This is a genomic window from Stenotrophomonas sp. 57, assembly GCF_030291075.1.
Lineage (GTDB): Bacteria > Pseudomonadota > Gammaproteobacteria > Xanthomonadales > Xanthomonadaceae > Stenotrophomonas.
On the sequence record NZ_CP127407.1, the window covers coordinates 322,277 to 344,030 of the forward strand.

General features: G+C 68.0%; 20 protein-coding genes. 10 read left to right on the forward strand and 10 right to left on the reverse strand.

The annotated features are described in order from the left end of the window. Positions 1-76: 76 nt before the first annotated feature. Positions 77-1,510: a Do family serine endopeptidase gene (locus QP512_RS01415; RefSeq protein ID WP_286070676.1), complete on the reverse strand. Its 1,434-nt coding sequence runs from the start codon at positions 1,508-1,510 to the stop codon at positions 77-79. A gap of 490 nt (positions 1,511-2,000) precedes the next feature. Here QP512_RS01415 and QP512_RS01420 point away from each other — a divergent pair, with 490 nt between their 5' ends. Both QP512_RS01420 and QP512_RS01425 read left to right on the forward strand, forming a co-directional pair. Beyond that, positions 2,001-2,876, forward strand: coding sequence for a histone (locus tag QP512_RS01420; protein ID WP_286070677.1), 876 nt, complete (start codon positions 2,001-2,003; stop codon positions 2,874-2,876). A 107-nt stretch (positions 2,877-2,983) separates the two neighbouring features. Then, a complete protein-coding gene (locus tag QP512_RS01425) occupies positions 2,984-3,667 on the forward strand; it encodes a hypothetical protein (protein ID WP_286070678.1) in 684 nt (227 codons plus the stop codon). 15 nt (positions 3,668-3,682) lie between these two features. On the opposite strand, the gene QP512_RS01430 is transcribed toward QP512_RS01425, so the two are convergent. Both QP512_RS01430 and QP512_RS01435 read right to left on the reverse strand, forming a co-directional pair. Further along, on the reverse strand, positions 3,683-4,042 hold the full coding sequence (locus QP512_RS01430) for a DUF1428 domain-containing protein (protein WP_286070679.1): 360 nt from the start codon (positions 4,040-4,042) through the stop codon (positions 3,683-3,685). A gap of 91 nt (positions 4,043-4,133) precedes the next feature. Next, complete coding sequence (locus tag QP512_RS01435; RefSeq protein WP_286070680.1) at positions 4,134-6,536, reverse strand: DPP IV N-terminal domain-containing protein; 2,403 nt, start codon at positions 6,534-6,536, stop codon at positions 4,134-4,136. 210 nt (positions 6,537-6,746) lie between these two features. Here QP512_RS01435 and QP512_RS01440 point away from each other — a divergent pair, with 210 nt between their 5' ends. After that, the gene (locus QP512_RS01440; RefSeq protein ID WP_286070681.1) at positions 6,747-7,319 is read left to right on the forward strand and encodes an Ax21 family protein; all 573 of its coding nucleotides are present in this window, start codon (positions 6,747-6,749) and stop codon (positions 7,317-7,319) included. 190 nt (positions 7,320-7,509) lie between these two features. After that, positions 7,510-8,187, forward strand: a complete 678-nt coding sequence (locus tag QP512_RS01445; RefSeq protein ID WP_286070682.1) for a response regulator transcription factor — start codon at positions 7,510-7,512, stop codon at positions 8,185-8,187. 6 nt (positions 8,188-8,193) lie between these two features. Here the strand turns inward: QP512_RS01445 and QP512_RS01450 are convergent, their stop codons facing one another. Next, the gene (locus QP512_RS01450) at positions 8,194-8,583 is read right to left on the reverse strand and encodes a DUF6165 family protein (protein ID WP_046984111.1); all 390 of its coding nucleotides are present in this window, start codon (positions 8,581-8,583) and stop codon (positions 8,194-8,196) included. Positions 8,584-8,760: 177 nt separating this feature from the next. Here QP512_RS01450 and QP512_RS01455 point away from each other — a divergent pair, with 177 nt between their 5' ends. Next, positions 8,761-9,459, forward strand: coding sequence for a TorF family putative porin (locus tag QP512_RS01455; RefSeq protein WP_286070683.1), 699 nt, complete (start codon positions 8,761-8,763; stop codon positions 9,457-9,459). On the opposite strand, the gene QP512_RS01460 is transcribed toward QP512_RS01455, so the two are convergent. After that, entirely contained in the window at positions 9,456-10,604 is a 1,149-nt protein-coding gene (locus tag QP512_RS01460) for an MFS transporter (protein ID WP_345783116.1), read from the reverse strand. The two genes, QP512_RS01455 and QP512_RS01460, sit on opposite strands and share 4 nt — an antisense overlap. A 144-nt stretch (positions 10,605-10,748) precedes the next feature. Between QP512_RS01460 and QP512_RS01465 the strand changes: the two genes are divergently transcribed. Next, entirely contained in the window at positions 10,749-11,636 is an 888-nt protein-coding gene (locus tag QP512_RS01465; RefSeq protein WP_286070685.1) for a LysR family transcriptional regulator, read from the forward strand. On the opposite strand, the gene QP512_RS01470 is transcribed toward QP512_RS01465, so the two are convergent. Further along, positions 11,605-12,072, reverse strand: coding sequence for a DUF1456 family protein (locus QP512_RS01470; protein WP_049457354.1), 468 nt, complete (start codon positions 12,070-12,072; stop codon positions 11,605-11,607). The two genes, QP512_RS01465 and QP512_RS01470, sit on opposite strands and share 32 nt — an antisense overlap. A gap of 145 nt (positions 12,073-12,217) precedes the next feature. Here QP512_RS01470 and QP512_RS01475 point away from each other — a divergent pair, with 145 nt between their 5' ends. After that, entirely contained in the window at positions 12,218-12,970 is a 753-nt protein-coding gene (locus QP512_RS01475; RefSeq protein ID WP_286070686.1) for an SDR family NAD(P)-dependent oxidoreductase, read from the forward strand. A 128-nt stretch (positions 12,971-13,098) separates the two neighbouring features. On the opposite strand, the gene QP512_RS01480 is transcribed toward QP512_RS01475, so the two are convergent. From QP512_RS01480 to QP512_RS01495, 4 genes are all read right to left on the reverse strand, one after another. After that, on the reverse strand, positions 13,099-14,004 hold the full coding sequence (locus QP512_RS01480; RefSeq protein WP_286070687.1) for an SPOR domain-containing protein: 906 nt from the start codon (positions 14,002-14,004) through the stop codon (positions 13,099-13,101). 21 nt (positions 14,005-14,025) lie between these two features. Then, positions 14,026-15,714, reverse strand: coding sequence for an arginine--tRNA ligase (gene argS / locus QP512_RS01485; protein WP_286070688.1), 1,689 nt, complete (start codon positions 15,712-15,714; stop codon positions 14,026-14,028). A 113-nt stretch (positions 15,715-15,827) separates the two neighbouring features. Further along, the gene (gene radC / locus QP512_RS01490; RefSeq protein WP_286070689.1) at positions 15,828-16,532 is read right to left on the reverse strand and encodes a DNA repair protein RadC; all 705 of its coding nucleotides are present in this window, start codon (positions 16,530-16,532) and stop codon (positions 15,828-15,830) included. A gap of 70 nt (positions 16,533-16,602) precedes the next feature. Then, a complete protein-coding gene (locus QP512_RS01495; protein ID WP_286070690.1) occupies positions 16,603-17,229 on the reverse strand; it encodes a response regulator transcription factor in 627 nt (208 codons plus the stop codon). Positions 17,230-17,457: 228 nt separating this feature from the next. Between QP512_RS01495 and coaBC the strand changes: the two genes are divergently transcribed. From coaBC to QP512_RS01510, 3 genes are read left to right on the forward strand one after another with little or no spacing between them, the layout of a single operon-like run. Further along, positions 17,458-18,732: a bifunctional phosphopantothenoylcysteine decarboxylase/phosphopantothenate--cysteine ligase CoaBC gene (gene coaBC / locus QP512_RS01500; protein WP_286070691.1), complete on the forward strand. Its 1,275-nt coding sequence runs from the start codon at positions 17,458-17,460 to the stop codon at positions 18,730-18,732. After that, the gene (gene dut, locus QP512_RS01505) at positions 18,729-19,202 is read left to right on the forward strand and encodes a dUTP diphosphatase (RefSeq protein WP_005411999.1); all 474 of its coding nucleotides are present in this window, start codon (positions 18,729-18,731) and stop codon (positions 19,200-19,202) included. The genes coaBC and dut overlap by 4 nt, the downstream gene beginning before the upstream one ends. A gap of 12 nt (positions 19,203-19,214) precedes the next feature. Further along, complete coding sequence (locus QP512_RS01510) at positions 19,215-21,560, forward strand: phosphomannomutase/phosphoglucomutase (protein WP_286070692.1); 2,346 nt, start codon at positions 19,215-19,217, stop codon at positions 21,558-21,560. Positions 21,561-21,754: the final 194 nt, after the last annotated feature.

The window sequence follows — 21,754 nt, forward strand, 5'->3', positions numbered from 1 at the left end:
AACGGGTGTCGGCGGTGCCGACCTGGACGGACAGCAATAGCATTGCCGGGGTATAGGGGGTGTTACGGCAGGGCGATCAGCGCATCACGAGCTGCCCCTGCTGCTGGCCATTGTTGCGCAGCACGCGCAGCACCAGCGTCGGTGGGCGCTGCTGGAAGTTGGCACGCCAGCTGGCCAGGTCGGTGAACTCACCTACGGTGGCATCGGTGATGATGTCGCCCTGCTGCAGGCCGTTGCTGGCCGCGCGGCTGCCGCGCTTGACCTCGCTGACCAGCACGCCGTTGGCGCCAGACTGGCGCAGCGACTCGGGCAGGTCGACGAAGGTGGCCCCGCCCAGGCGCGGGTCCAGGCTGTCGCCGGTGACTGCGCGCGCCTGTTCCTTCAGCGTCGCCTTGATCTGCAGCGGCTTGCCTTCGCGGCGCACATCCAGTGCCAGCGGGCTGCCGACCGCCGCCAGGCCTTCCACGTTGTGCAGGGCTTCGGCGCTGTCCACGCGCTGGCCGTTGGCCGACACCACCACGTCGCCGGGCTTCAGCCCGGCTGCGGCGGCGGCCGAACCAGCCAGCACGCGGGTGATCAGTGCGCCACGGGTTTCGCCCAGGCCGAGGCCCTGCGCGATCTGCGCGGTCAGGTTCTGGCTTTCTACGCCCAGCGTGCCGCGCACCACCACACCGTGCTTGACCAGCTGGTCGACCACGCTGCGCGCCAGGTTCGACGGAATCGCCAGGCCCAGGCCGATGTTGCCGGCCATGCTGCCCTGCGGGTTGAAGCTGGCCGTGTTGATGCCGACCAGCTGGCCCTGCAGATCGACCAGCGCGCCACCGGAATTGCCGGGGTTGATCGACGCATCGGTCTGGATGAAGTTCTGGTAGCCCAAGCCGCGGATGCCGCTGCGACCCACCGCCGAGACGATGCCCGAAGTAACCGTCTGGCTGAAACCAAACGGGTTGCCGATGGCCACCACGAAGTCGCCCACGCGCAGTTGATCGCTGTTGCCGAGCTTGATGTCGGTCAGGTTCTGCGCCGGGATACGGATCAGCGCGATGTCGGTGTCGCGGTCCGAACCGAGGAACTCGGCCTTGACCGTGCGCCCGTCGGCCAATGTCACCTGCACGTCATCGGCGTTGTCGATGACGTGGTGGTTGGTCAGCACCAGGCCCTCCTTGGCATCGATGATCACGCCCGAGCCCAGGGATTCGTTGATGCGTTCCTGCGGGATGTCCGGGAACAGGCGGCGGAAGAACGGGTCGTTGAAGAAGGGGTTGCGCACGCGCACCACCTGCTTGGTATTGACGCTGACCACCGCCGGCATCGCCTTCTCCAGCATCGGTGCCAGTGACGGCACCTGCTGCCCGGCCACAGCGGCCGGCAGTGCCGCCATGGTCGGCACCACCGCCGGCAGCGGTGCGGCGTCGGCACGGTTGTCCAGGTGGGCGTTGATGCCGGTGGCAACGAAGCCACCGAAGGCGGCGGCGATTGCGAGCGTGAGCAGGGTGGGTAGCGGTCGCATGGGAGTCGGTTCGCTGGCGTGGGTGGGGGCGGTTCGGCCCTACGGTAAAACAAGCTGAATGAGTGTGTCGCGATCTGGATAAATGCGCCATGAAAACCGGCGCCCGGAACGTGGGTCGGCATCGCCATCTGTGGGGCGGTACCGGCAGCATAGGGCGTGCTTCTCAACGTGCCGACGTCTGCCGAAGCGCATGTGGATACAGGCCGATACTTGCGCAGTTCTGCGCATCCTGGTGCCGCGATGCGCCATATCGCACGCCTTTCGCTGTATTCGGACTGGTGCACGCAGGCAGCACCTGCCGCTACCCGGATCGTGCGGCGCACCACTGAAAAAAAGGGGTTTCCTGTCAACCCACTGTGCTCGCGAGGGCGCCCGGCTACACCATTGCCGTCGCATCAGATGCGATTGCTCGCGCGCGCCCCGTTCCACGATCGTCAATGTCGGTATAGCATCGCCCCGTTTTGATACTTAAGGCCCCCAGGAGGGCAACATGAGCAACGGTAATGGTGTGTCGGTCGTGACCGACGCCGTCGAGAACGTCAAAGAAGCCGCCACCAACGTCGGCGAGACCCTCGCCCACGCTGCCGAAGACGCAGTGAAGTCGGTCAAGAAGACCGTCAAGCGCGCCACCAAGGCTGCCGGCACCCGCGTTGCCAAGGCCAAGAAGGCCGTGGCCAAGGTCGAGAAGACCGTTGCCAAGAAGGCCGAAAAGGCTGCCAAGTCGGTTGGCAAGACCGTTGCCAGCGCCAAGAAGAAGCTGGAAGCCGCCAAGAAGAACGCCAAGGCCGAAGCTGCTGCCCTGAAGAAGGAAGTGGCCAAGAAGAAGGCTGCTGCAGGCAAGGCCGTGACCAAGAAGGCTGCTGCTGCCAAGAAGACCACCAAGGCTGCCGGCAAGAAGGTCGCCACCGTGAAGAAGGCCGCCACCAAGAAGGCCGCCGTCGCGAAGAAGACCGTTGCCAAGAAGAGCGCGGCCGCCAAGAAGGTTGTCGGCAAGAAGGTCGCCACCGCCAAGAAGGCTGTGGCCAAGAAGACCGTTGCCGCCAAGAAGGTTGCCGGCAAGAAGGCCGTGGCTGCGAAGAAGGTGGTCGGCAAGAAGGTTGCCGCCACCAAGAAGGTCGCCACCAGGAAGACCGCCGCTGCCAAGAAGGTTGTGGGCAAGAAGGCTGCCGTCGCCAAGAAGGCCGTTGCCAAGAAGACCGCTGCTGCCAAGAAGGTTGTCGGCAAGAAGGCCGCCGCGACCCGCAAGACCGTGGCCAAGAAGGCTGCACCGCTGAAGAAGGTCGCCGCAAAGAAGGCGCCGGCCAAGAAGGCTGCCGCCAAGAAGGCACCGGCCAAGGCCGTGCGCAAGGTCGCCAAGCGCAAGTAATCGCGCCGTGACCGAAGGCCCTGCCACCCATCGGGTGGTGGGGCCTTTCGCGTTTCTGGGACAGGGTCTGGGGCAGGATGCAGGTTCTTCCCGCCGGAGCCCCGGGCATGCGTGGTATCGACTTCAGTTCGTGGCAGGGCGTGCTGTCCACGTTGGCCGGCCTGGTCCTGATTACCCTGCTGGGCGTGGGCATCCGCCTGCTGGTGATGCAGACCCTGCAGCAGCGCCGCGAGCGCGAGAACCGGCAGATCAACGAACGGCTGCGCACGCTGATGGCGGCCTACAAGACCCTGGGCGGTTCGTTCACCGGCGAACTGGGCGTGGATCCCCGCCATCGCCGCGACCTGCGCCAGCGCGAAGAGGCTGAAGGCATCGCCGAGCCGCGCTCGGATCGCACGCGCCGCATCCGCGATGCGGTCGAGGCCGCGCTCTCGGACATCCTGCTGCTGGGCACCGACGAGCAGGTGCGGTTGGCGGCGCGGGCGGCCAGCGAGCTGGCACAAGGGCGGCCGGTGCACACCCACGACCTGGTGGTCTCGCTGCGCGACTTCGTGCGCGAGGCGCTCGACCTGGCACCGATCCCGGCCGATCTGCAGATTCCACCGCAGGGCCCGACCCGGCCCGGCGCCAGCGCGGGCGGCAAGGGCCGCAACGAGGGCGACGCCAAGGGGGGCCGTGCAGGGGGAGGCGGTGGCGGCATGGGCGCCGGCATGGGCGGCATGGGTTTCGGTGCCGGCGCCGCATTGGGCGCCGGCCATGCCTCTGCCAGTGACGACACGGATCCGCGCTGAGCGCGTCCGCCGGATTCAGCGGGTCAGCTCGTAGATCGGCACGAAGCCGCCGTAGATCATCCGCGCACCGTCGAACGGCATCGGATTCTTCGCTGGATCGAACCGCGGGTCTTCCATCATCTTTGCCATGCCGGCGTCCCGGGTTGGCTTGTCCGGCCATTCGATCCAGGAAAACACGACCGTCTCGTCCGGCGTGGCTTTCACCGCGCCGAAGAAGTCGGTGGTCTTGCCGTGCGGCACGTCATCGCCCCAGCACTCGACCACGCGCAGCGCGCCGAATTCGATGAAAACGGGATCACCCGTGCGTGCGTGGGCGAGAAACTTCTCCTTGTTGGCGGTGGGTACCGCCAGGACGAAACCATCGATGTAGCTCATTGCCTGCCTCCGGTTGGACCGTGCCGCATGCACGGCCTTCAGCTATCCGACGAACCAGGGCGCCGAGGATCGACACCCCGGCGGGGCCTGTTCAGCCCGGAGCACCGGGCAGCGGCGCCAGTACCGCATCCGGCGGTTGCTGGCCGGCCAGGTGGCGCACGAAGTAGTCCCACATGCGGTGCGTGTAGGTGGCGTCATTGCGGAACAGTTCGTGGTCCTGGCGGGCCAGGTACAGCAGGTCGTAGTCGCGCTGGGCCGTGTTCAGGGCGGCGGCCAGCTGCAGCGTCAGCGCCGGTGGTGCGTTTTCGTCCAGTTCGCCATAGACCAGCAGCAGATGCCCGCGCAGGTTGGCGGCCAGCGCTGCATTGTCGAGTCCGGCAAACGGCGGCGGCACGTCCTCGGCCATGACCGAGTGCGGCAGCACGCCACCGAACAGCCGGTCCATGCCGTGCACGGCACCTCCATACATGCCCTGGAAATTGTGGCTGCCGGCCGAGGCCACGCCCACCTTGTAGAACGCCGGGTAGCGCAGCAACGCACGCGCTGCACTGTAGCCGCCGAACGAGTGCCCGTAGATGCCGACCCGCCGCAGGTCGATGCCCCGGTAGCGTTCGCCCAGCTGTTGCAATGCCGCCACGTGATCCTCCAGCTGCTGATCGGCGCCATGCAGGAAGCTGCTGTCATGGAATGCCTTGTCACGGCCGCCGGTACCGCGCGCATCGATGCTGACCACCACGAAGCCAAGCTCGGCCAGGCTGGCGCGTGACACCGGATTCAATGCGGACACCGCCTCGGCGTACGTCACCGGCGCATTGCTGATGAAGGCGCCCCCGTAGATCGCATCGATCACCGGGAAGCTGCCGTCATCGCGATAGTCGCGGGGCAGGTAGACGGTGGCGAAGATCGGCGTGCGCCCGTCGGCGGCCAGCAGCTGTTCGCGCTGCGGTGGGCGCCACCCTGCGGCCAGCACCGCGCGGTTGTCCGCCGCTTCCAGCACCAGCAGCTCGCGACCATCGTCGCTGGCGCGCAGCACCGTGCGCGGTGGCTGTTCCAGGCGCGAGACCGTATCCACCAGGTAGCCACCGTGCGGTGACAGTGCCTGCGGTGCGCGTCCGCCGAACAGGGCACCGGTACCCGCGTCGGCCATGTGGTCGCTGCCATCGGCGGCCAGGCGCTGGATCGGCCCGCCCTGCAGCGATACCCGATACAGGCCGCGCACATAAGGATCGTCAGCGTCGACGCCACCGGCACTGAAGTACGCCCAGCCACCGTTTCCGTCCACGCCCAGCAGATCACGGACCACCCAGCGGCCGCGGGTCAGCTGGCGCTGCACCCTGCCGTCGGACAGGCGTACCTTGTAAAGGTGGCCCCAACCATCGCGCTGCGAGAACCACACCAGGGTGTCCTGCCCAGGGAGGATCGCTACCGCCGGCCGGCTGTACGAATACACGTTGAGTTGCAGGCGGGTATCGCTGGCTTCCTCCAGCACGGTGCGCACCGTGCCGCTGTCGGCTTCGATTTCCACCAGTCGCAGGCGCCGCGGCGCCCCGAAGTGTGCGATCACGGCGTACAGCCGGCCTCCGTCCCAGCCCACGATGCCGGCCTCGCTCAGCACGTTCCAGCCCTTGGGCAGCGCGATGTCATGCTGCTGCCCGCTGCCGGTGTCGATCACATACAGGCTGTCGCGCACCTGCTGCGCATCACCCAGCAGGCCCAGCTTCACGGTATGTACGCGCGGTCGCGCACCGCTGGCCGGCGCGCTTTCAAGATAGGGATAGTCCAGCAGCGCACGTTCGTCGTAGCGGATGCCGGCCACGTAGCGGCCATCCGGTGACCAGCCGACCGCGAACGGCCGCGCCGGCAACCGGCCCTGGCGGCGTGGAATACCGCGCAGAGTGACGTCGGGCAGTACGCCATAGCCATGGCCGGGTTCACCGTCGGTGGTCAGCGCACGCGTTGCCGTTCCAGGCGACTGAAGCCACAGGTTGTTGTCGCGCACCTGCAGCCAGGCATCGCCAACGGGCGAAGGCAGCGCATCGGCCGGCGGCCGTGCATCCGGCGAACGCGCGCATTGCCAGCGTGGCCATTGGCAATCGACGGGCACTTCTCCGCTGAACTGCAGGCGCAGGCCATCGTCCGCCACCTGCACGTTAGCCAGGCGCAGGCGTGGCCCGCTGGCACCGAAGGTCGCAACCGCCGCGTCCAGTGCGGCCGGCTCGAACAGGACCTGACGGCTGGCCTTTGCAGGATCGACCAGTACCGCCTGGCGCCGGCCCTGCGCATCTTCGCGCTCATACCAGAAGCGCCCATCGCCCAGCCAGTGGGGCAGGACCGAAGCGTTGCGCAGCGCACCGCGCAGATGACTGTCATGCACGCGTTCGGCGCGCTGGTAGTCAGCTGCCCGCAGTGCGTGTGCAGTGTGTGTCGGGAAGAAGGCAATGCAGGCGAAGACAGCGGCGAGGAGACGCGTCCGCGGCGGATCGGAAACGAGCAAGGCAACCTCCTGTTGCAATCGACGAAGGATCACAGACGCACCCGCGCCGCGCGCGTATGCCAGAGACAGCCTGAATCAAGCCAAAAAATTCAGCAATGCGAAGACCGCTGTTTTCAGGGAGCGTTGTGGCGAATAACGGAGAATTTACATTCCCGATGCGATGGCGCCTTGGCGCTGCTGCACACCATAAGAAAGTAAAGGTGTACCCCCATGAAGAATTCGCTGATTGCTCTGGCCCTGGCCGCTGCCCTGCCGTTCACCGCCTCGGCTGCTGAGAACCTGTCGTACAACTACGCCGAAGCTGACTACGCCAAGACCGACATCGACGCGTTCAAGGCCGATGGCTGGGGCGTGAAGGGTTCGTACGGTTTCCTGCCGAACTTCCACGCGTTCGGTGAGTACAGCCGCCAGGAAATCGACCACACCAATATCAAGCTGGACCAGTGGAAGATCGGTGCCGGCTACAACGTTGAAATCGCCCCGACCACCGACTTCGTTGCCCGCGTTGCCTACCAGAAGCGCGACCAGAAGCACGGCCTGGACTTCAATGGCTACAGCGCTGAAGCCGGTATCCGCACCGCCTTCGGTGCCCACGCCGAAGTCTACGGCATGGTCGGCTACGAAGATTTCTCGAAGAAGCACGGCATCAATCCGGATGGCCAGTGGTACGGCCGCCTGGGTGGTCAGGTCAAGCTGAACCAGAACTGGGGCCTGAACGGCGAGCTGAAGATGAACCGCGACGGCGACAAGGAATACACCGTCGGCCCGCGCTTCAGCTGGTAATTGCTTCCTCGGCGCGACTGCGCGCTGAAGATGCCTCGACAGGCCCGGCCCATGCCGGGCCTGTTGCGTTGTGACGACCCGAAACCGCAGCTGAGCGTGGTCGTGCCGGGTTGCTGCGTTGCAATAAATTGGATTCCGCTGTCCGCGGCGCCGGCCTACGGTGGGTACTTCGTACCGCCGGATCCGCACGATGCCGCTTGCCGTTCCCGCTCTGCCCCCTGATCAGCCCCGCCGCCTGGCCATGCTGGCGCCGCATCCCGTGCTGCGCCTGGGGGTGGAGGTGGTGCTGCGCCAGCATGGCGGCGTGCAGGTGTGCGGAAGCTTCGCCGACGAAGCCGAGCTGCTTGCGTTGCTGGATCGTCAGCCGGGCTGCATCGACCTGCTGCTGATCGATGTGCTGGCGCCCTGGGGCCCCGGGCAGGGCCTGGCCCTGCTGCGGCGGTTGTCCCAGCGCTGGCCGCTGTTGCCGGTGCTGGTGCTGTCTGCCCACTGCAACGCGAGCACGGTCACCATGGCCATGCAGGCCGGCGCGCGCGGATTCCTTTCAAAGGGCACTACGCCGGAAATGCTGCTGCGTGCGGTCGATGTGCTGTCGCGCGGTGGCCGCTTCGTCCCACCGGAACTGGGCACGCAGTTGAGCCGGTCGCGGCTTCGGCGCCCGCCCGCGCCCGTGCTCACGCCCTTGAGCCGGCGCGAACGCGAGGTACTGCGGCTGGTTCTGCAGGGCTGCACCACCGGCGAGGTCGCGCGGCGTTTCGGACGCACGGCCAGTACGGTCAGCACGCAGAAGCGCACGGCCTACGAAAAACTGGGCATCCAGAGCGATGGTGAACTGTTCCGCATCCGGCACCTGCTCGAATGCGGATGAGCGGGCTTACTCGCCCTGGTACTGCTTCTCTTCCACCAGGGCCGAACCGGCCACGCGGTTGATCTCGTTCTTCACCTGCACGCGCTCGCCATTGGTGCCGTACACGCCGCGCGCCAGCTGGATGAACGCATCGTCGAACACCTGGGCCGCTTCCTTGTCGCGCAGCTGGTCCTGGATGTCCCACATGCGCTCGTTGATCGCCTTCAACTGCTGCTTCAACGCGGCCAGCGCCGGCTGTGCCTGCAGCTGCTGCTGCAGCAACGGCAGCAGCCCGTCCAGCTCGGTGCGTACATTGGCCAGCTTGGCGGCATCGTCGATGCGCTCGGCCTTGATCTCGAGAATGGTGATCTTGTCGATCAGCTCGCCGATCGATACCGGGGTCAGGATGGCGTCCACGCGGTTGGTTCCTGGAAACAGAGCGCCATGATACCGCGCCGCTGGCATGCAGCCCGTTCCACGGGATTTACGCCGAATTTGCGCTGCAGGCCACGCAGCACCCTCGATCCGTTACGGGCACGCGCTCGACACTGACGTCCCGGCGGCGCGACCGCCTTCGACGAGGAAATCAGTGCAGTGAACAGCAAGGGGATGATGGCGGCGATGGTGGCCGCGCTGGCGGGGCTGCTCGGTATCGGCAGCGCGCAGGCACAGGTGCAGCTGAGCGGCAGCGCCGCACTCACCAGCGACTACGTGTGGCGTGGCAGCTCGCAGAGCGATGGCGACCCGGCGGTGCAGGCGGGCGCGAAGGTGGCCGTGGCATCGGGCTGGTACGCCAGCGCGTGGGGGTCCAATGTCTCGTTCAAGCCGGACAACGGCGCGCGCAGCGAGTTCGACCTGGTCGCTGGCTGGTCGGGCGCGCTGGCCACGGACTGGACGCTGGACGCCAACCTGACGCGCTACGTGTACCCGGGCACCGGCCGCGCGCTGGACTGGACCGAACTCAGCACCACGTTGACCTGGAAGCAGCGTGCCTGGCTGCAGGTCGCGCATTCCAACGATGCGCTGGCCGGTGGCCATCGCGGTACCTATGCCCAGCTCGGCGTACGGGTGCCGCTGCATGAACGCTTCCGCCTGGAAGCGGCGGTGGGCCAGTACTGGCTGGCCACCGCGCAGGGGCCGGATTACCTGCATGGCCAGATCAGTGCCATTGCCACGCTGGCCCCGGCGTGGGAGCTGCGTGCCACTGTGCATGACACTGACAGCGCGGCCAAGCGCCTGTTCCCGGGCAACGCCGGGGGACGCTGGGAACTGGCGCTGCAGGGCAGCTTCTAGTTCGACGACACCGCTTGGCGCGCACGCAGCGCGCCGGGCAGCCACAGCAGCAGGGCCAGCACGGCCACCGTGGCACCGGCCACGCAGACGCCGGTCCAGCCGAAGCGCTGGTAGACCTGCGCCGACAACAGCGAACCCAGCGAACCGCCGATGAAGTAGCCGGTCATGTAGCCGGCATTGAGGCGGTTGCGTGCGGCTGGTTGCAGGGCATAGATCAGGTTCTGGTTGCTGACGTGCAGCAGCTGCGCGGCCAGGTCAAGCACCACCACGCCGATCAGCAGCGCCAGCAGCGAATGCGCCGACAGCCCCAGCGGCAGCCACGACAGCAGCAACAGCAGCAATGCGATGGCAGTGGCGCGACCGGTCTGGCCGCGGTCGGACATGCGCCCGGCCAGGCCGGCGGCCAGCGTGCCGGCCGCACCCACCATGCCGAACAGGCCGATGGTGGCGTCGCTGTAGGCATACGGCGGCTGCGCCAGCAGGAACGCCAGCGGGGTCCAGAAGATCGCGAACATGGCGAAGCTGCAGGCCCCCAGCAATGTGCGTTGGCGCAGCACCGGTTCCTGCACGAACAGCACGCCGATCGAGCGCAGCAGTGCGAAATAGCCGAGGCCGGCGCTGTGGTGGAATCGCGGCAGGCCGCGTTGCAGCGCCAGCGCAGTCATCACCAGAGTGCCGGCGGCGATCGCGTACACCAGGCGCCAGTCGCCCAGGCTGGACAACAGGCCGGCCACGGTGCGCGCCAGCAGGATGCCCAGCAGCAGGCCGCTCATCAACGTGCCGACCACGCGACCGCGATGTTCCGGCGCGGCCAGCGTAGCGGCGAACGGCACCAGCACCTGTGCCACTACCGAGAACAGGCCGGTGATCGCGGTGCCCACCAGCAGCCAGGCCAGCGACGGCGCACAGGCACTGATCACCAGCCCGCCGGCCGACAGCAGGCTCATCACCACGATCAGGCGACGCCGCTCGAACAGGTCACCCAGCGGCACCAGCAGGATCAGCCCGGCGGCATAGCTCAGCTGCGCGGCGGTCACCACCATGCCGACCTGGCTGAACGGCACGCCGAAGGCGTCGGCGATGGTGTGCAGCAGTGGCTGTGCATAGTAGTTGCTGGCCACGGCCACACCGGTGGCAACCGACATCAGCAGCACCTGCCAGCGGTGCAGTGGGGGGAGGGCGGGGCTCACGCGGTCTTCCAGAAAAGCGGGGTGCACAGTGTCCGCCTGCTGCAGCGATGATGGAAATGAATCATCATCATCCCTGTCATCTGGAAACGAGATAGCAGGGTGAACCTCAAGCAGCTCGAGTTTGCCGTTGCCCTGGCCGAGGAAGCCAACTTCACCCGCGCCGCCGAACGCTGCCATGTGGTGCAGTCCGCACTCAGCCACCAGATCGCCGCACTGGAGCAGGAACTGGGCACGCCGCTGTTTGAACGCCTGCCGCGCCAGGTGCGGGCCACCGCCGCCGGTGAGGCCATGCTGGTGCATGCGCGGCAGGCCTTGGCCAGCCTGCGCCATCTGCGTGCCGACGTGGCGGCGGTGAGTGGCGAAGTGCGCGGGCTGCTGGCGATCGGGCAGATTTCCTCGCTGACCGGCATCGACGTGGTGGCGATGCTGGCCGCCTTCCAGCAGGTGCACCCGCAGGTGGAATTCCAGTTGCGGGTGGACAAGAGCGAGGACCTGATCGCGCAGGTGCAGTCGCGTGTGCTGGATGTGGCACTGGTGGGGCTGGCACCTTCTGCGGCGCTTGACGGGGTCTGCCACCAGATGCTGCAGGAAGAAGACCTGGTGGCGGTGCTGGCGCCGTCGCACCGTCTGGCCCGGCGCAGGCGGCTGCCATTGACCGAACTGCAGGACGAGGCGCTGGTCGATTTCCCGCGCGGCACCGGTGCGCGGCGGCAGACCGACGATGCGTTCGCTGCCGCCGACCTGCCGCACACGGTGCGCTTCGAGGTCAATCTGATGGAACTGGTCGAGCGCTTCGTCCGCCATGGGCTGGCGGTCGGCATCGTGCCGGCGTTGATCGCCGAAGGCTTTGAAGGCGTGGTGCGGATTCCGCTGCAGCCGACCCCGACCCGCCGCGTGCATCTGGTCTGGCAGCGGCTGCCGACACCGGCGGCGCGGGCGTTCGTCGAGGCCGTGCTCAGCCGCGCAGGCGCAGGCTCAGGCCCTTGAGGAAATTGCGCAGCATCTGGTCCAGGCAACGCCGGTAGTTGGTGTGCCCGGGCTGGCGGAACAGCGCGCCCACTTCCGACTTGGACACGTTGAAACCGGCGCTGGCGAAGATCTCCATCAGGTCCACGTCGCGCAGCTGGAAGGCCACGCGCAGCTTCTTCAGCACCAGGTTGTTGTCGATGCGGGTTTCCACCGCGCGCTGCGGCTGGCTCTCGTCGCGACCGCGCAGGTGCACGATCAGTCCGTCGAGGAAGTGGGCCAGCGCGCTGTCGCTCATCGCCTCGAAACCGGCTTCGTCCTCGCGGCGCAGCCAGGCCTTCACCTGCTCGGTATCCACGGCGAAGGCCGGGTCGGCCATCTGGCACAGGGTCACCACGTGGTGGTCGCCCAGGTCCAGGGAGTAGCGCACGCTGCGCAGGACATCGTTGTTGATCATGGCCCAATTGTACCGGTCACCCTGCAGCTGGGGTCAGATCCCTTTTCGGAGCAGGGGGAACTGACCCCGGATCTGGCCGATCCGGCAACACAGGGGCCGGCCGACGATGCCAGAATGGGGGTCTGGTTTCCCATGGAGTTGCCTGATGACCCGCACCGTCCTGATTACCGGCGCCACGTCCGGCTTTGGCGCCGCCGCCGTCCATCGCTTCGCCCAGGCGGGCTGGAAGGTGATCGCCACCGGCCGCCGCGGCGAGCGCCTGCAGCCGCTGGTCGACCGGTACGGCAAGGACGTGGTGCACGCCGCCGTCTTCGACATCCGCGATGCGGTGGCGATGGAAGCGGCGCTGCTGGCGCTGCCGCCGGCATTCGGTGAGATCGACCTGCTGGTCAACAATGCGGGCCTGGCGCAGGGGACGGCGCCGGCGCAGAGCGCGAAGCTGTCGGACTGGACCACGATGATCGACACCAACATCACCGCGCTGGTCACCCTGACCCACCGCCTGCTGCCGCAGCTGGTGGAGCGCAGGGGCGCGATCATCAACATCTCGTCGGTGGCCGGTGTCTACCCGTATCCGGGCGGCAATGCCTACGGTGGCACCAAGGCCTTCGTCAGCCAGTTCTCGCTGGGCCTGCGCTCGGACCTGCACGGCACCGGCGTGCGGGTGACCACGATCGAGCCGGGCATGGCCGAAACCGAGTTCACCGTGGTGCGTACCCATGGCGATCAGGCTGCGTCGGACAAGCTCTATACCGGCGCCAACCCGATGACCGCCGAAGACATCGCCGAGCAGATCTTCTGGGTGGCCACGCTGCCGCCGCACCTGAACATCAATCGTCTGGAACTGATGCCGGTCAGCCAGTCGTTTGCGGGCTTCCAGGTGGCCCGCGAAGGCTGACCTGCGTCGCGGGTCCTGTAGAGCCGAGCCCATGCTCGGCTTTGTCTGGATTCAGCCGAGCATGGCTCGGCCCTACAGAAACAAAAAAGCCGGGCATTGCCCGGCTTTTTCCGTTCAGATCCGATGGGTCACTGCGCCTTGATCGCCATCGCCTGCAGGCCGGTGCCATCCAGCTTCTGCTTGGCTTCGGACAGTTCGCCGGCGCTGCCATACGGCCCCATGCGCACGCGGTACACGGTCTTGCCGTTGATCTGCGCCGACTCCACGCGTGCAGCAAGACCCATCATCGCCAGCTTGGCCTTGGTGGCTTCGGCATCGCCGGAGGCACCGAACGCGCCTGCCTGCAGGATGTAGCGGGCGTTGTCGGCGGCCGCCGGTGCTGCAGCCGCCGCGGCACCCGCCGTTGCCGGTGCAGTTTCCGCGCGTGCTGCCGGCGTGGCGGCGGCGGTGCTGGTCGAGGCCGGGGCGGTGCCGGCCGACGGCGTTGCCGCCGCCGGGCGTTCACTCAGCGGTGCCGGCAGCGGACGGCTGGTGGCGGTCACCTGCGCGGTGCTGGACACGCTGGCGGTGGCAGCCGGTGCCGGTGCGGTGGTCGTCGCCGGCGGAACCGGCTTGCCTTCCAGCGCAGCCTGCGCGCGCGACGCTTCGGCCTTGGCCCGGCGCTGCTCTTCAGCACGCGCGCTGGCCGCCAGCTCGGCGTCGGACATTTCAACTTCCTTGCCCGGCAGCAGGGTGTAGAAGTCGTACTGGGTGGTGGCCGGCTTTTCCGGTTCGGCCGGCTTCGGCGTGGTCGGCTGCGCGGCCGGCTGGGCGCCGACATCGCTGTCGGCGTCCGCGACCGGGGCCGGCTGCGCGTTCGGGTTCGGCTGGGGACCGGCGCGCAGGAAGCCATCGCCTTCGCCCTTGAACAGGTTCGGCGCCGCCAGGAACACCACGGCCGCGATCGCTACACCCGCTACCAGCCACACCCATCCGGGTGTGCCCTGGCTGCCGCCGTTGCGTCGTGCCTGGCTTTTGCCGCGTCGTGCTGCCATGTGTACTGCGTCTCCTGATGCTTACATTTTTTCCGGGGCGCTGACGCCCAGGAGTTCGAGGCCGTTGGCCAGCACCTGGCGTGCGGCGCAGGCCAGGGTCAGCTTGGCATTGCGGTCAGTGGCATCTTCCACCAGCACCGGCGTCCCGTGATACCACGTGTGGAACGCGTGCGCCAATTCACGCAGGTACTGCGCCACCAGGTGCGGTTCCAGCGCCACGCCGGCCGCTTCCACCACTTCCGGATACCGCGAGATCTCGTTCATCAGCACCAGCGAGGCATCGTCGGCCAGGCGGCCGAGGTTGGCCAGACCGTTGCCCTGTTCGTACACCAGGCCCTTCTCCTGCGCCTGGCGCAGCAGGCTGCAGACGCGGGCATGCGCGTACTGCACGTAGAACACCGGGTTGTCGTTGCTCTGCTGGCGGGCCAGGTCGATGTCGAAGGTCAGCTGCGAATCGGGCTTGCGCGCGATCAGGAACCAGCGGGTGGCATCGCGGCCGGCTTCCTCGATCAGGTCGCGCAGGGTGAAGTAGCTGCCGGCACGCTTGGACAGCTTCACTTCCTCGCCGCCGCGCATGACCGTGACCATCTGGTGCAGCACGTATTCCGGCCAGCCCTGCGGGATGCCCACTTCCATCGCCTGCAGGCCGGCGCGCACGCGGGCCAGCGAGCCGTGGTGGTCCGCGCCCAGCTCGGTGATCGCGCGCTCGTAGCCACGCTGCCACTTGGACAGGTGGTAGGCCACGTCCGGCACGAAGTAGGTGAAGGTGCCGTCGGACTTGCGCATCACGCGGTCCTTGTCGTCACCGAAGTCGGTGCTGCGCAGCCACAGCGCGCCGCCTTCCTCGTAGGTGTGGCCCGAGGCCTGCAGCTTGGCGACCGCCTCAGCAACCTTGCCGTCGGCGTACAGCGAACTTTCCAGGAAATAGATGTCGAAGTCGACGCCGAACGCGGCCAGATCCAGGTTCTGCTCGTTGCGCAGGTAGGCCACCGCGAAGCGACGGATCGCCTGCATGTCGTCCGGGTCCTTGGCCCCAACCACGGTGCTGCCTTCCAGGTCGACGCTGGCGCCGGCCATGTAGGCGCGGGCGACGTCGGCGATGTATTCACCGCGGTAGCCGCCTTCCGGCCAGCCGTCCTGGTCCGGAGCGATCCCCTTGATCCGTGCCTGGGTGGACAGTGCCAGGTTCTCGATCTGAACGCCGGCGTCGTTGTAGTAGAACTCCCGCTTGGCGTTCCAGCCGTTGGCATCAAGCACGCGCGCCACGCAGTCGCCGATTGCCGCCGCGCGGCCGTGGCCGACATGCAGCGGGCCGGTCGGGTTGGCCGACACGTACTCCACGCCCACGGTGCGGCCATTGCCGGACAGGTTGCGGCCGTAGTCGTGGGCTTCCTTGATGACCGAAGCGGTTTCGCGCTGGTACGCGGCCGGAGCCAGGTGGAAGTTGATGAAGCCGGGGCCGGCGATCTCGACCTTGCTGACGTCCTCGCTGCGCGGCAGCGCCTCGACCAGCGCCTGTGCCAGTGCGCGCGGATTGCTGCGCGCGGCCTTGGCCAGCAGCATCGCGGCGTTGGTGGCGAAGTCGCCGTGGTCGCGGGTCTTCGGGCGCTCGACCACGAAGTCCGGCGGCAGGGAGTCGGCGGGCAGGGTGCCATTGGCGCGCAAGGCTTCGATGCCTTGGCTGATCAGGGCGCGGAGGAGATTTTTCACGAGGCCTGCTGTGAGAATGAGCGGCGGAATCGCCCATTTTAGCGCAGATACCCGCAGCCACGCTGACCGGAAGATGCCCGTGGGGGCGGCCGATGGCCTCTGGCGGGCCGCGCTCAGCCGAACAGGCGCGGCCGGGCCTGGGCCAGCAGGCCCCGTTCAGCAAACGAAACGGGACGGCCCTCGCCGACCACGAAGTGGTCCAGCAGGCGCACGTCCACCATCGCCAGTGCCTGCTGCAGTTCATCGGTGATGCGGGTGTCGGCGCTGGAGGGTTCCGGGTCGCCGGACGGATGGTTGTGGCTGAGGATCACCGCCGCCGCGTTGTGCAGCAGCGCGCGCCGCACCACCTCGCGGGGGTAGACCGGGGCGGCATTGATGGTGCCGTGGAACAGCTCTTCGCAGGCGATCAGGCGGTGGCGGTTGTCCAGGAACAGGGCCATGAAGACTTCGCGGGCCTGGCCACGCAGGCGGTGCTGCAGGTAGCGGCCGACCGCCGCCGGGTTGTTGCCCACCGCCTCGCCGTGTTCCAGCTCGGCCGTCAGGTAGCGGTGGGCCAGCTCCAGCCCGGCGGCCAGCGTGCAGCTGCGTGCAGGGCCGAGCCCGGGCAGGCGGGCCAGTTCGGCGGCGGGGCGATCGAGCAGCACCCGCAACGGGCCGTGCGACTGCAGCAGGTCGCGCGCGGTCTGCACGGCATCGCGGCCACCGAACCCGGAGCCGAGAAACAACGCCAGCAGTTCAGCATCGGAAAGTGCGTCAGGCCCGCGCGCGATCAGCTTCTCGCGGGGGCGTTCCTGTTCGGGCCAGTCATGGATGGGCATGGCCCCATCATCGCCAGACCTTGCGGTGGTTCCCATCGGGGCAAGCCGCGGGCCCGGGTCGGCCAATGCCTCAGTCGCGCCGGGTCTGCAGGTAGTCGAACAGTTCCTGGTTGTTCTGCAGGCCCAGCTTGCGCTTGGCTTCGGCTTTCTGCCGGCTGATGGTCTTCGGGCTACGCCCGCAACGCTCGGCAATGGCGTTCACGTTGAGACCGGCTGCCAGCAGGTCCAGCACTTCCTGTTCGCGTGCAGACAACGGCGCCGGTTCCCGCGGGTACAGCAGGTCGCGGGCCTGCAGGTGGTGGCGCAGCTGCTGGGAGACGAACACCTGCCCGGCCAGTGCGGCGTTCACTGCCTGCGGCAGCTCGGTGAAGTCGGCGCATTTGTCCACCAGGCCACGGATGCCCTCGCGCAGCAGCCCGTCCAGCAGCCCGGGATGGCGCGCGCCGGTCAGCACCACCACCGGCAGGCCCGGGTGGCGGGTGTGCAGCGCATCGATCAGCTCCAGGCCGTCCGGGCCTGCGCCCGGCATCGACAGATCGGTCAGCACCGCATCGCAGCCATGGCGGTCCACCAGTTGCAGCAGCCCGGCGCCGTCACTGGCGCAGCCGACGATGTCCATCAGGTGGGTCTGCAGCACGATGCGGACACCGTGCAGGACCACGGGATGGTCGTCGGCGATGATGATGCGTGGGTGCACGCGGCTCCTTGCAGATCGAACGAACCGCTGCATGCAGCGGCCAACGCCTGATTCTGCAAAATCGAGAGGCCACAACGGTATAGGAAACGTCCGAAACCGATGCCGGGTGACTCCCGGATCAACGTAGGCGGATTCCATCTGCTGATAGCCGCCCGCTATGTGCGTCCTGCATCGGGACATTACCGACCATCGGGTAAGCTAGCGCCCTCGTTTGCACAGGAATTCCAGGTGGCTGACTCCCCCAATGTTTCCCCCGCGCCGGTCCGCGCGCTGGAAGGTCAGAAACTGCTGTTGTGCGTCGGAGGCGGGATCGCGGCCTACAAGGCCCTGGAGCTGGTGCGGCGTCTGCGCGACGCCGGCGCCCAGGTGCAGGTGGCGATGACCGCCGGTGCCCAGCAGTTCGTCACTCCGCTCAGTTTCCAGGCCCTGTCCGGGCAGCCGACCCGCACCACGCTGTGGGACAGTGCCGCTGAACAGGCCATGGGCCACATCGAGCTGGCCCGCTGGGCCGACCGCATCGTGGTCGCCCCCGGCACAGCCGATCTGCTGGCGCGGCTGGCCCAAGGCCACGCCGATGACCTGGTCAGCACCCTGTGCCTGGCCAGCACCGCACCGCTGACGATCTGCCCGGCGATGAACCACCGCATGTGGCTGCATCCTGCCACCCAGGCCAACATCGCGCTGCTGCGCCAGCGCGGTGCGCAGGTGATCGGCCCGGTCGACGGCCCGCTGGCCGAAGGCGAATCCGGTCCGGGCCGTCTGGCCGAACCGAGCGACATCGTCGCCGCGCTGGCCGCCAATGGCAGTACCACGGCGGCGGTTGCCGCACCGGAAACCCGCGCGCTGCAGGGCCTGCGCCTGCTGATCAGCGCTGGCCCGACCTACGAAGACATCGATCCGGTGCGCTACGTCGGCAACCGCAGCAGCGGCAAGATGGGCTTCGCCCTGGCTGCGGCCGCCGCCACGATGGGCGCCCAGGTGGTGCTGGTCAGCGGCCCGGTGCAGCTGCCGACGCCGCCCGGCGTGCAGCGCGTGGACGTGCGCTCGGCGGCGCAGATGCGCGATGCCGTGCTGAAGGCACTGCCGGCCGACATCTATATCGGAGCCGCCGCGGTGTCCGATTACACGCCGCGCCAGGTCGCGCCGCAGAAGCTGAAGAAGACCGCCGACAGCCAGTCGCTGGTGATCGAGCTGGTGCGCACGCCGGACATTCTTGCCGAAGTTGCCGCGCAGACGCAGACGCAGACGCAGTCGCTGAAGCTGGTGGTCGGCTTTGCCGCCGAGACCCACGACGTGGAGAAATATGCACGTGGCAAGCTGGTCGACAAGCGCCTGGACCTGGTGATCGCCAACCAGGTCGGCATCAGCGGCGGCGGCTTCGAGAGCGACAACAACGCCGCCACGGCCTTCTGGCAGGACGGCGAACAGGTATTCCCGGCCACCTCCAAGCGCGAGCTGGCCGAACAACTGCTGGCGCTGATCGCGCGGAGACTCCAGGCATGACCCAGGCTTTCACTTCCCAACCGCTGCAGGTCAAGCTGCTCGATCCGCGCTTCGGCGACAGCTGGCCGCTGCCGGCCTACGCCACCGAGGCCAGCGCCGGCATGGACCTGCGCGCGGCGCTGGATACCGCGCTGACCCTGCAGCCGGGCGACACCGCGCTGGTGCCCAGCGGCCTGGCCATCCACATCGCCGATCCGCACCTGTGCGCGGTGATCCTGCCGCGTTCCGGGCTGGGCCACCGCCACGGCATCGTGCTCGGCAACGGCACCGGCCTGATCGACGCCGACTACCAGGGCCCCCTGCTGATCAGCGTCTGGAACCGTGGTCGCGAGGCCTTCACCATCGAGCCGGGCGATCGCATCGCGCAGCTGGTGGTGGTGCCGATTGCCCGCGTCAGCCTGCAGGTGGTGGATACTTTCACCGACAGCGTGCGGGGAACGGGTGGATTCGGCCATACCGGGGTGCGTTGACGGGGGACATTGATGAGCGGCATCGGGGAAGGGCAGCGGGAACGGTCGTTGGGACGCAGTGCGCCACTACTGGGGGTGCTGCTGGTACTCCTTGCCGGCTGGTTCGGATGGAGCGCGGTGCAGCAGTGGCGTCAGGAAGCCAATGGCCAGGCACTGGAAGAAGCGCGTGACCAGGCCGTGCAGGGGTTGCAGGAGGCGGCTGCCGGCCAGCTGAAGCAGCTGCAGCAGCAGTTGAAGAACGAACGCGTGCAGCAGGCACTGCAGGCCGGTGACGCGGCCGCAGCCGCGCTGGCCGTGCGCGAGGGCTGGACCGGGGTGGAGCAGGTTGAAGTGCTGGGCGCCGACCTGGCCACCGCCTATGCCGACCCTGCCACCTTCGGCTATGCACGCCTGGCCCTGCTGGAAGAAGCGCTGGCCGGGGGCAAGCCGGGCCTGCGCGTGGTGCGCGATGGGGGAGGCAATCGTCTTGGTCTGGCCGCGCCGGTGCAGCTGGGCAGCCTTGGCCCAGCCGTGCTCTACGTGCGCCAGCCATTGCTGCGGCTGACCTCGCCGCTGGACCAGGTGAGTGCTCCGTCCACCGGCTTCCTCGGCCTGCGCCAAGGCGCGCATGACCTCGTTGCCCAGGGCGACGCCGGCCTGGCCGAGAGCGCGGAGGCGCTGGCGCGCCCGGTTCCGGGCACGCCGTTGCGGCTGGTGGCTGCCGTACCCAATGTCGAAGCCGGTCCGATGGGCCTGGGGTCGCTGGCCAGCGCCATCGTCGCGCTGCTGCTGGCCTTCGTTGCCGTGTTGCTGGTGGTCGGTCGCGGCCGCCTGCCGAAGACCCTGCCGCTGCCGCGTCGTGCCGCTGCGGCCGAGGCCGATCATGGCCCAACCCTGAGCGAGAGCCTGCAGATGGCGCCGCCGCCCGTGGCCGATGCCGGCATCGCGGAAAGTGCACCGCCGCCGCCGCCGCCGGTTCCGGCCGAGGAACTGGCCGCCGGTATCTTCCGCGCCTACGACATCCGTGGCGTGGTCGGCAGCGAACTGACGCCGAAGACCGCTGCACTGATCGGCCAGGCCATCGGCACCGTGGCGCTGGAACAGGGGCTGCGCGAGGTGGTGATCGGCCGCGATGGCCGCCTGTCCGGGCCGGAACTGGCCGCAGGGCTGGCCGAAGGCCTTCGCCGTGCCGGCTGCGCGGTGATCGACATCGGCCTGGCGCCGACCCCGGTCGTGTACTACGCGGCCTTCCATCTGCGTACCGGCACCTGCGTGGCAGTCACCGGCAGCCACAATCCGCCCGAGTACAACGGCTTCAAGGTGGTCATCGGTGGCGAGACACTGTCCGGCGATGCCATCACCGATCTCTACCAGCGTATCGTCGAGGGTCGCCTGGTGCAGGCCGCCGAGCCGGGTGATTACCAGCAGCGCGACGTGGGCGCCGACTACATCCAGCGCATTGCCGATGACGTGCAGCTGGACCGCCCGTTGAAGGTCGTGGCCGATGCCGGCAACGGCGTCGCCGGCGCACTCGCACCGCAGCTGCTGGAAGCGATCGGCGCCGACGTCATCCCGTTGTACTGCGATGTCGACGGCACCTTCCCCAACCATCACCCCGACCCCAGCGAACCGGCCAACCTGGAAGACCTGGTGCAGACGGTCAAGCGCTTCGGCGCCGATCTCGGCGTTGCTTTCGATGGCGACGGCGACCGTCTGGGCGTGGTTACCGGCGAAGGCAGGATCATCTATGCCGACCGCTTGCTGATGCTGTTTGCCGCCGACGTGCTGATGCGGAACCCGGGCGCGATGGTGATCTACGACGTGAAGTGCACCGGCAAGCTGTCCGACCACGTGCTGCGCAACGGTGGCAGCCCGCTGATGTGGAAGACCGGGCATTCGCTGATGAAGGCGAAGATGCGCGAAACCGATGCGGAACTGGCCGGCGAGATGAGCGGCCACTTCTTCTTCAAGGAGCGCTGGTTCGGTTTCGACGACGGCCTGTATGCCGCCGCGCGACTGCTGGAGATTCTGGCCCAGCGCGAGGAGACCCCGGACGAGGTGCTGGCCGAGCTGCCGGAGATGGTGGCCACGCCGGAACTGAAGGTGCCGGTGGCCGAGGGCACGCCGCACGCGCTGGTGGCGATGCTGGTGGCGGCGGCACAGTCGCCGGAGAATCCGTACGTGGGTGGGCGGCTGTCGACCATCGACGGCCTGCGCGTGGACTTCCCCGATGGTTGGGGCCTGGTGCGCGCGTCCAACACCACGCCGGTGCTGGTGCTGCGCTTCGAGGGCAACGACGAGGCGGCACTGGAGCGTATCCAGGCGCTGTTCCGCAGCCAGCTGCAACCGGTGCTGGGCGACACCCCGCTCGGGTTCTGATGTGGGGCCGGGCTGCGCCCGGCACCCGCCGAAGCAACATCAACCTAGACATCAAGAGCGGGCATTCCGTGGGATGGTGGGGCGGTGTCGAAGTGCGGGGACGCAGTAAACCCGTCCCTGGGGGCTTGGCAGCCGCATCCATGCGGCTGACACCCCGCACTCCGACACCGCCCCACCTCTGACAGCTTCCCGGT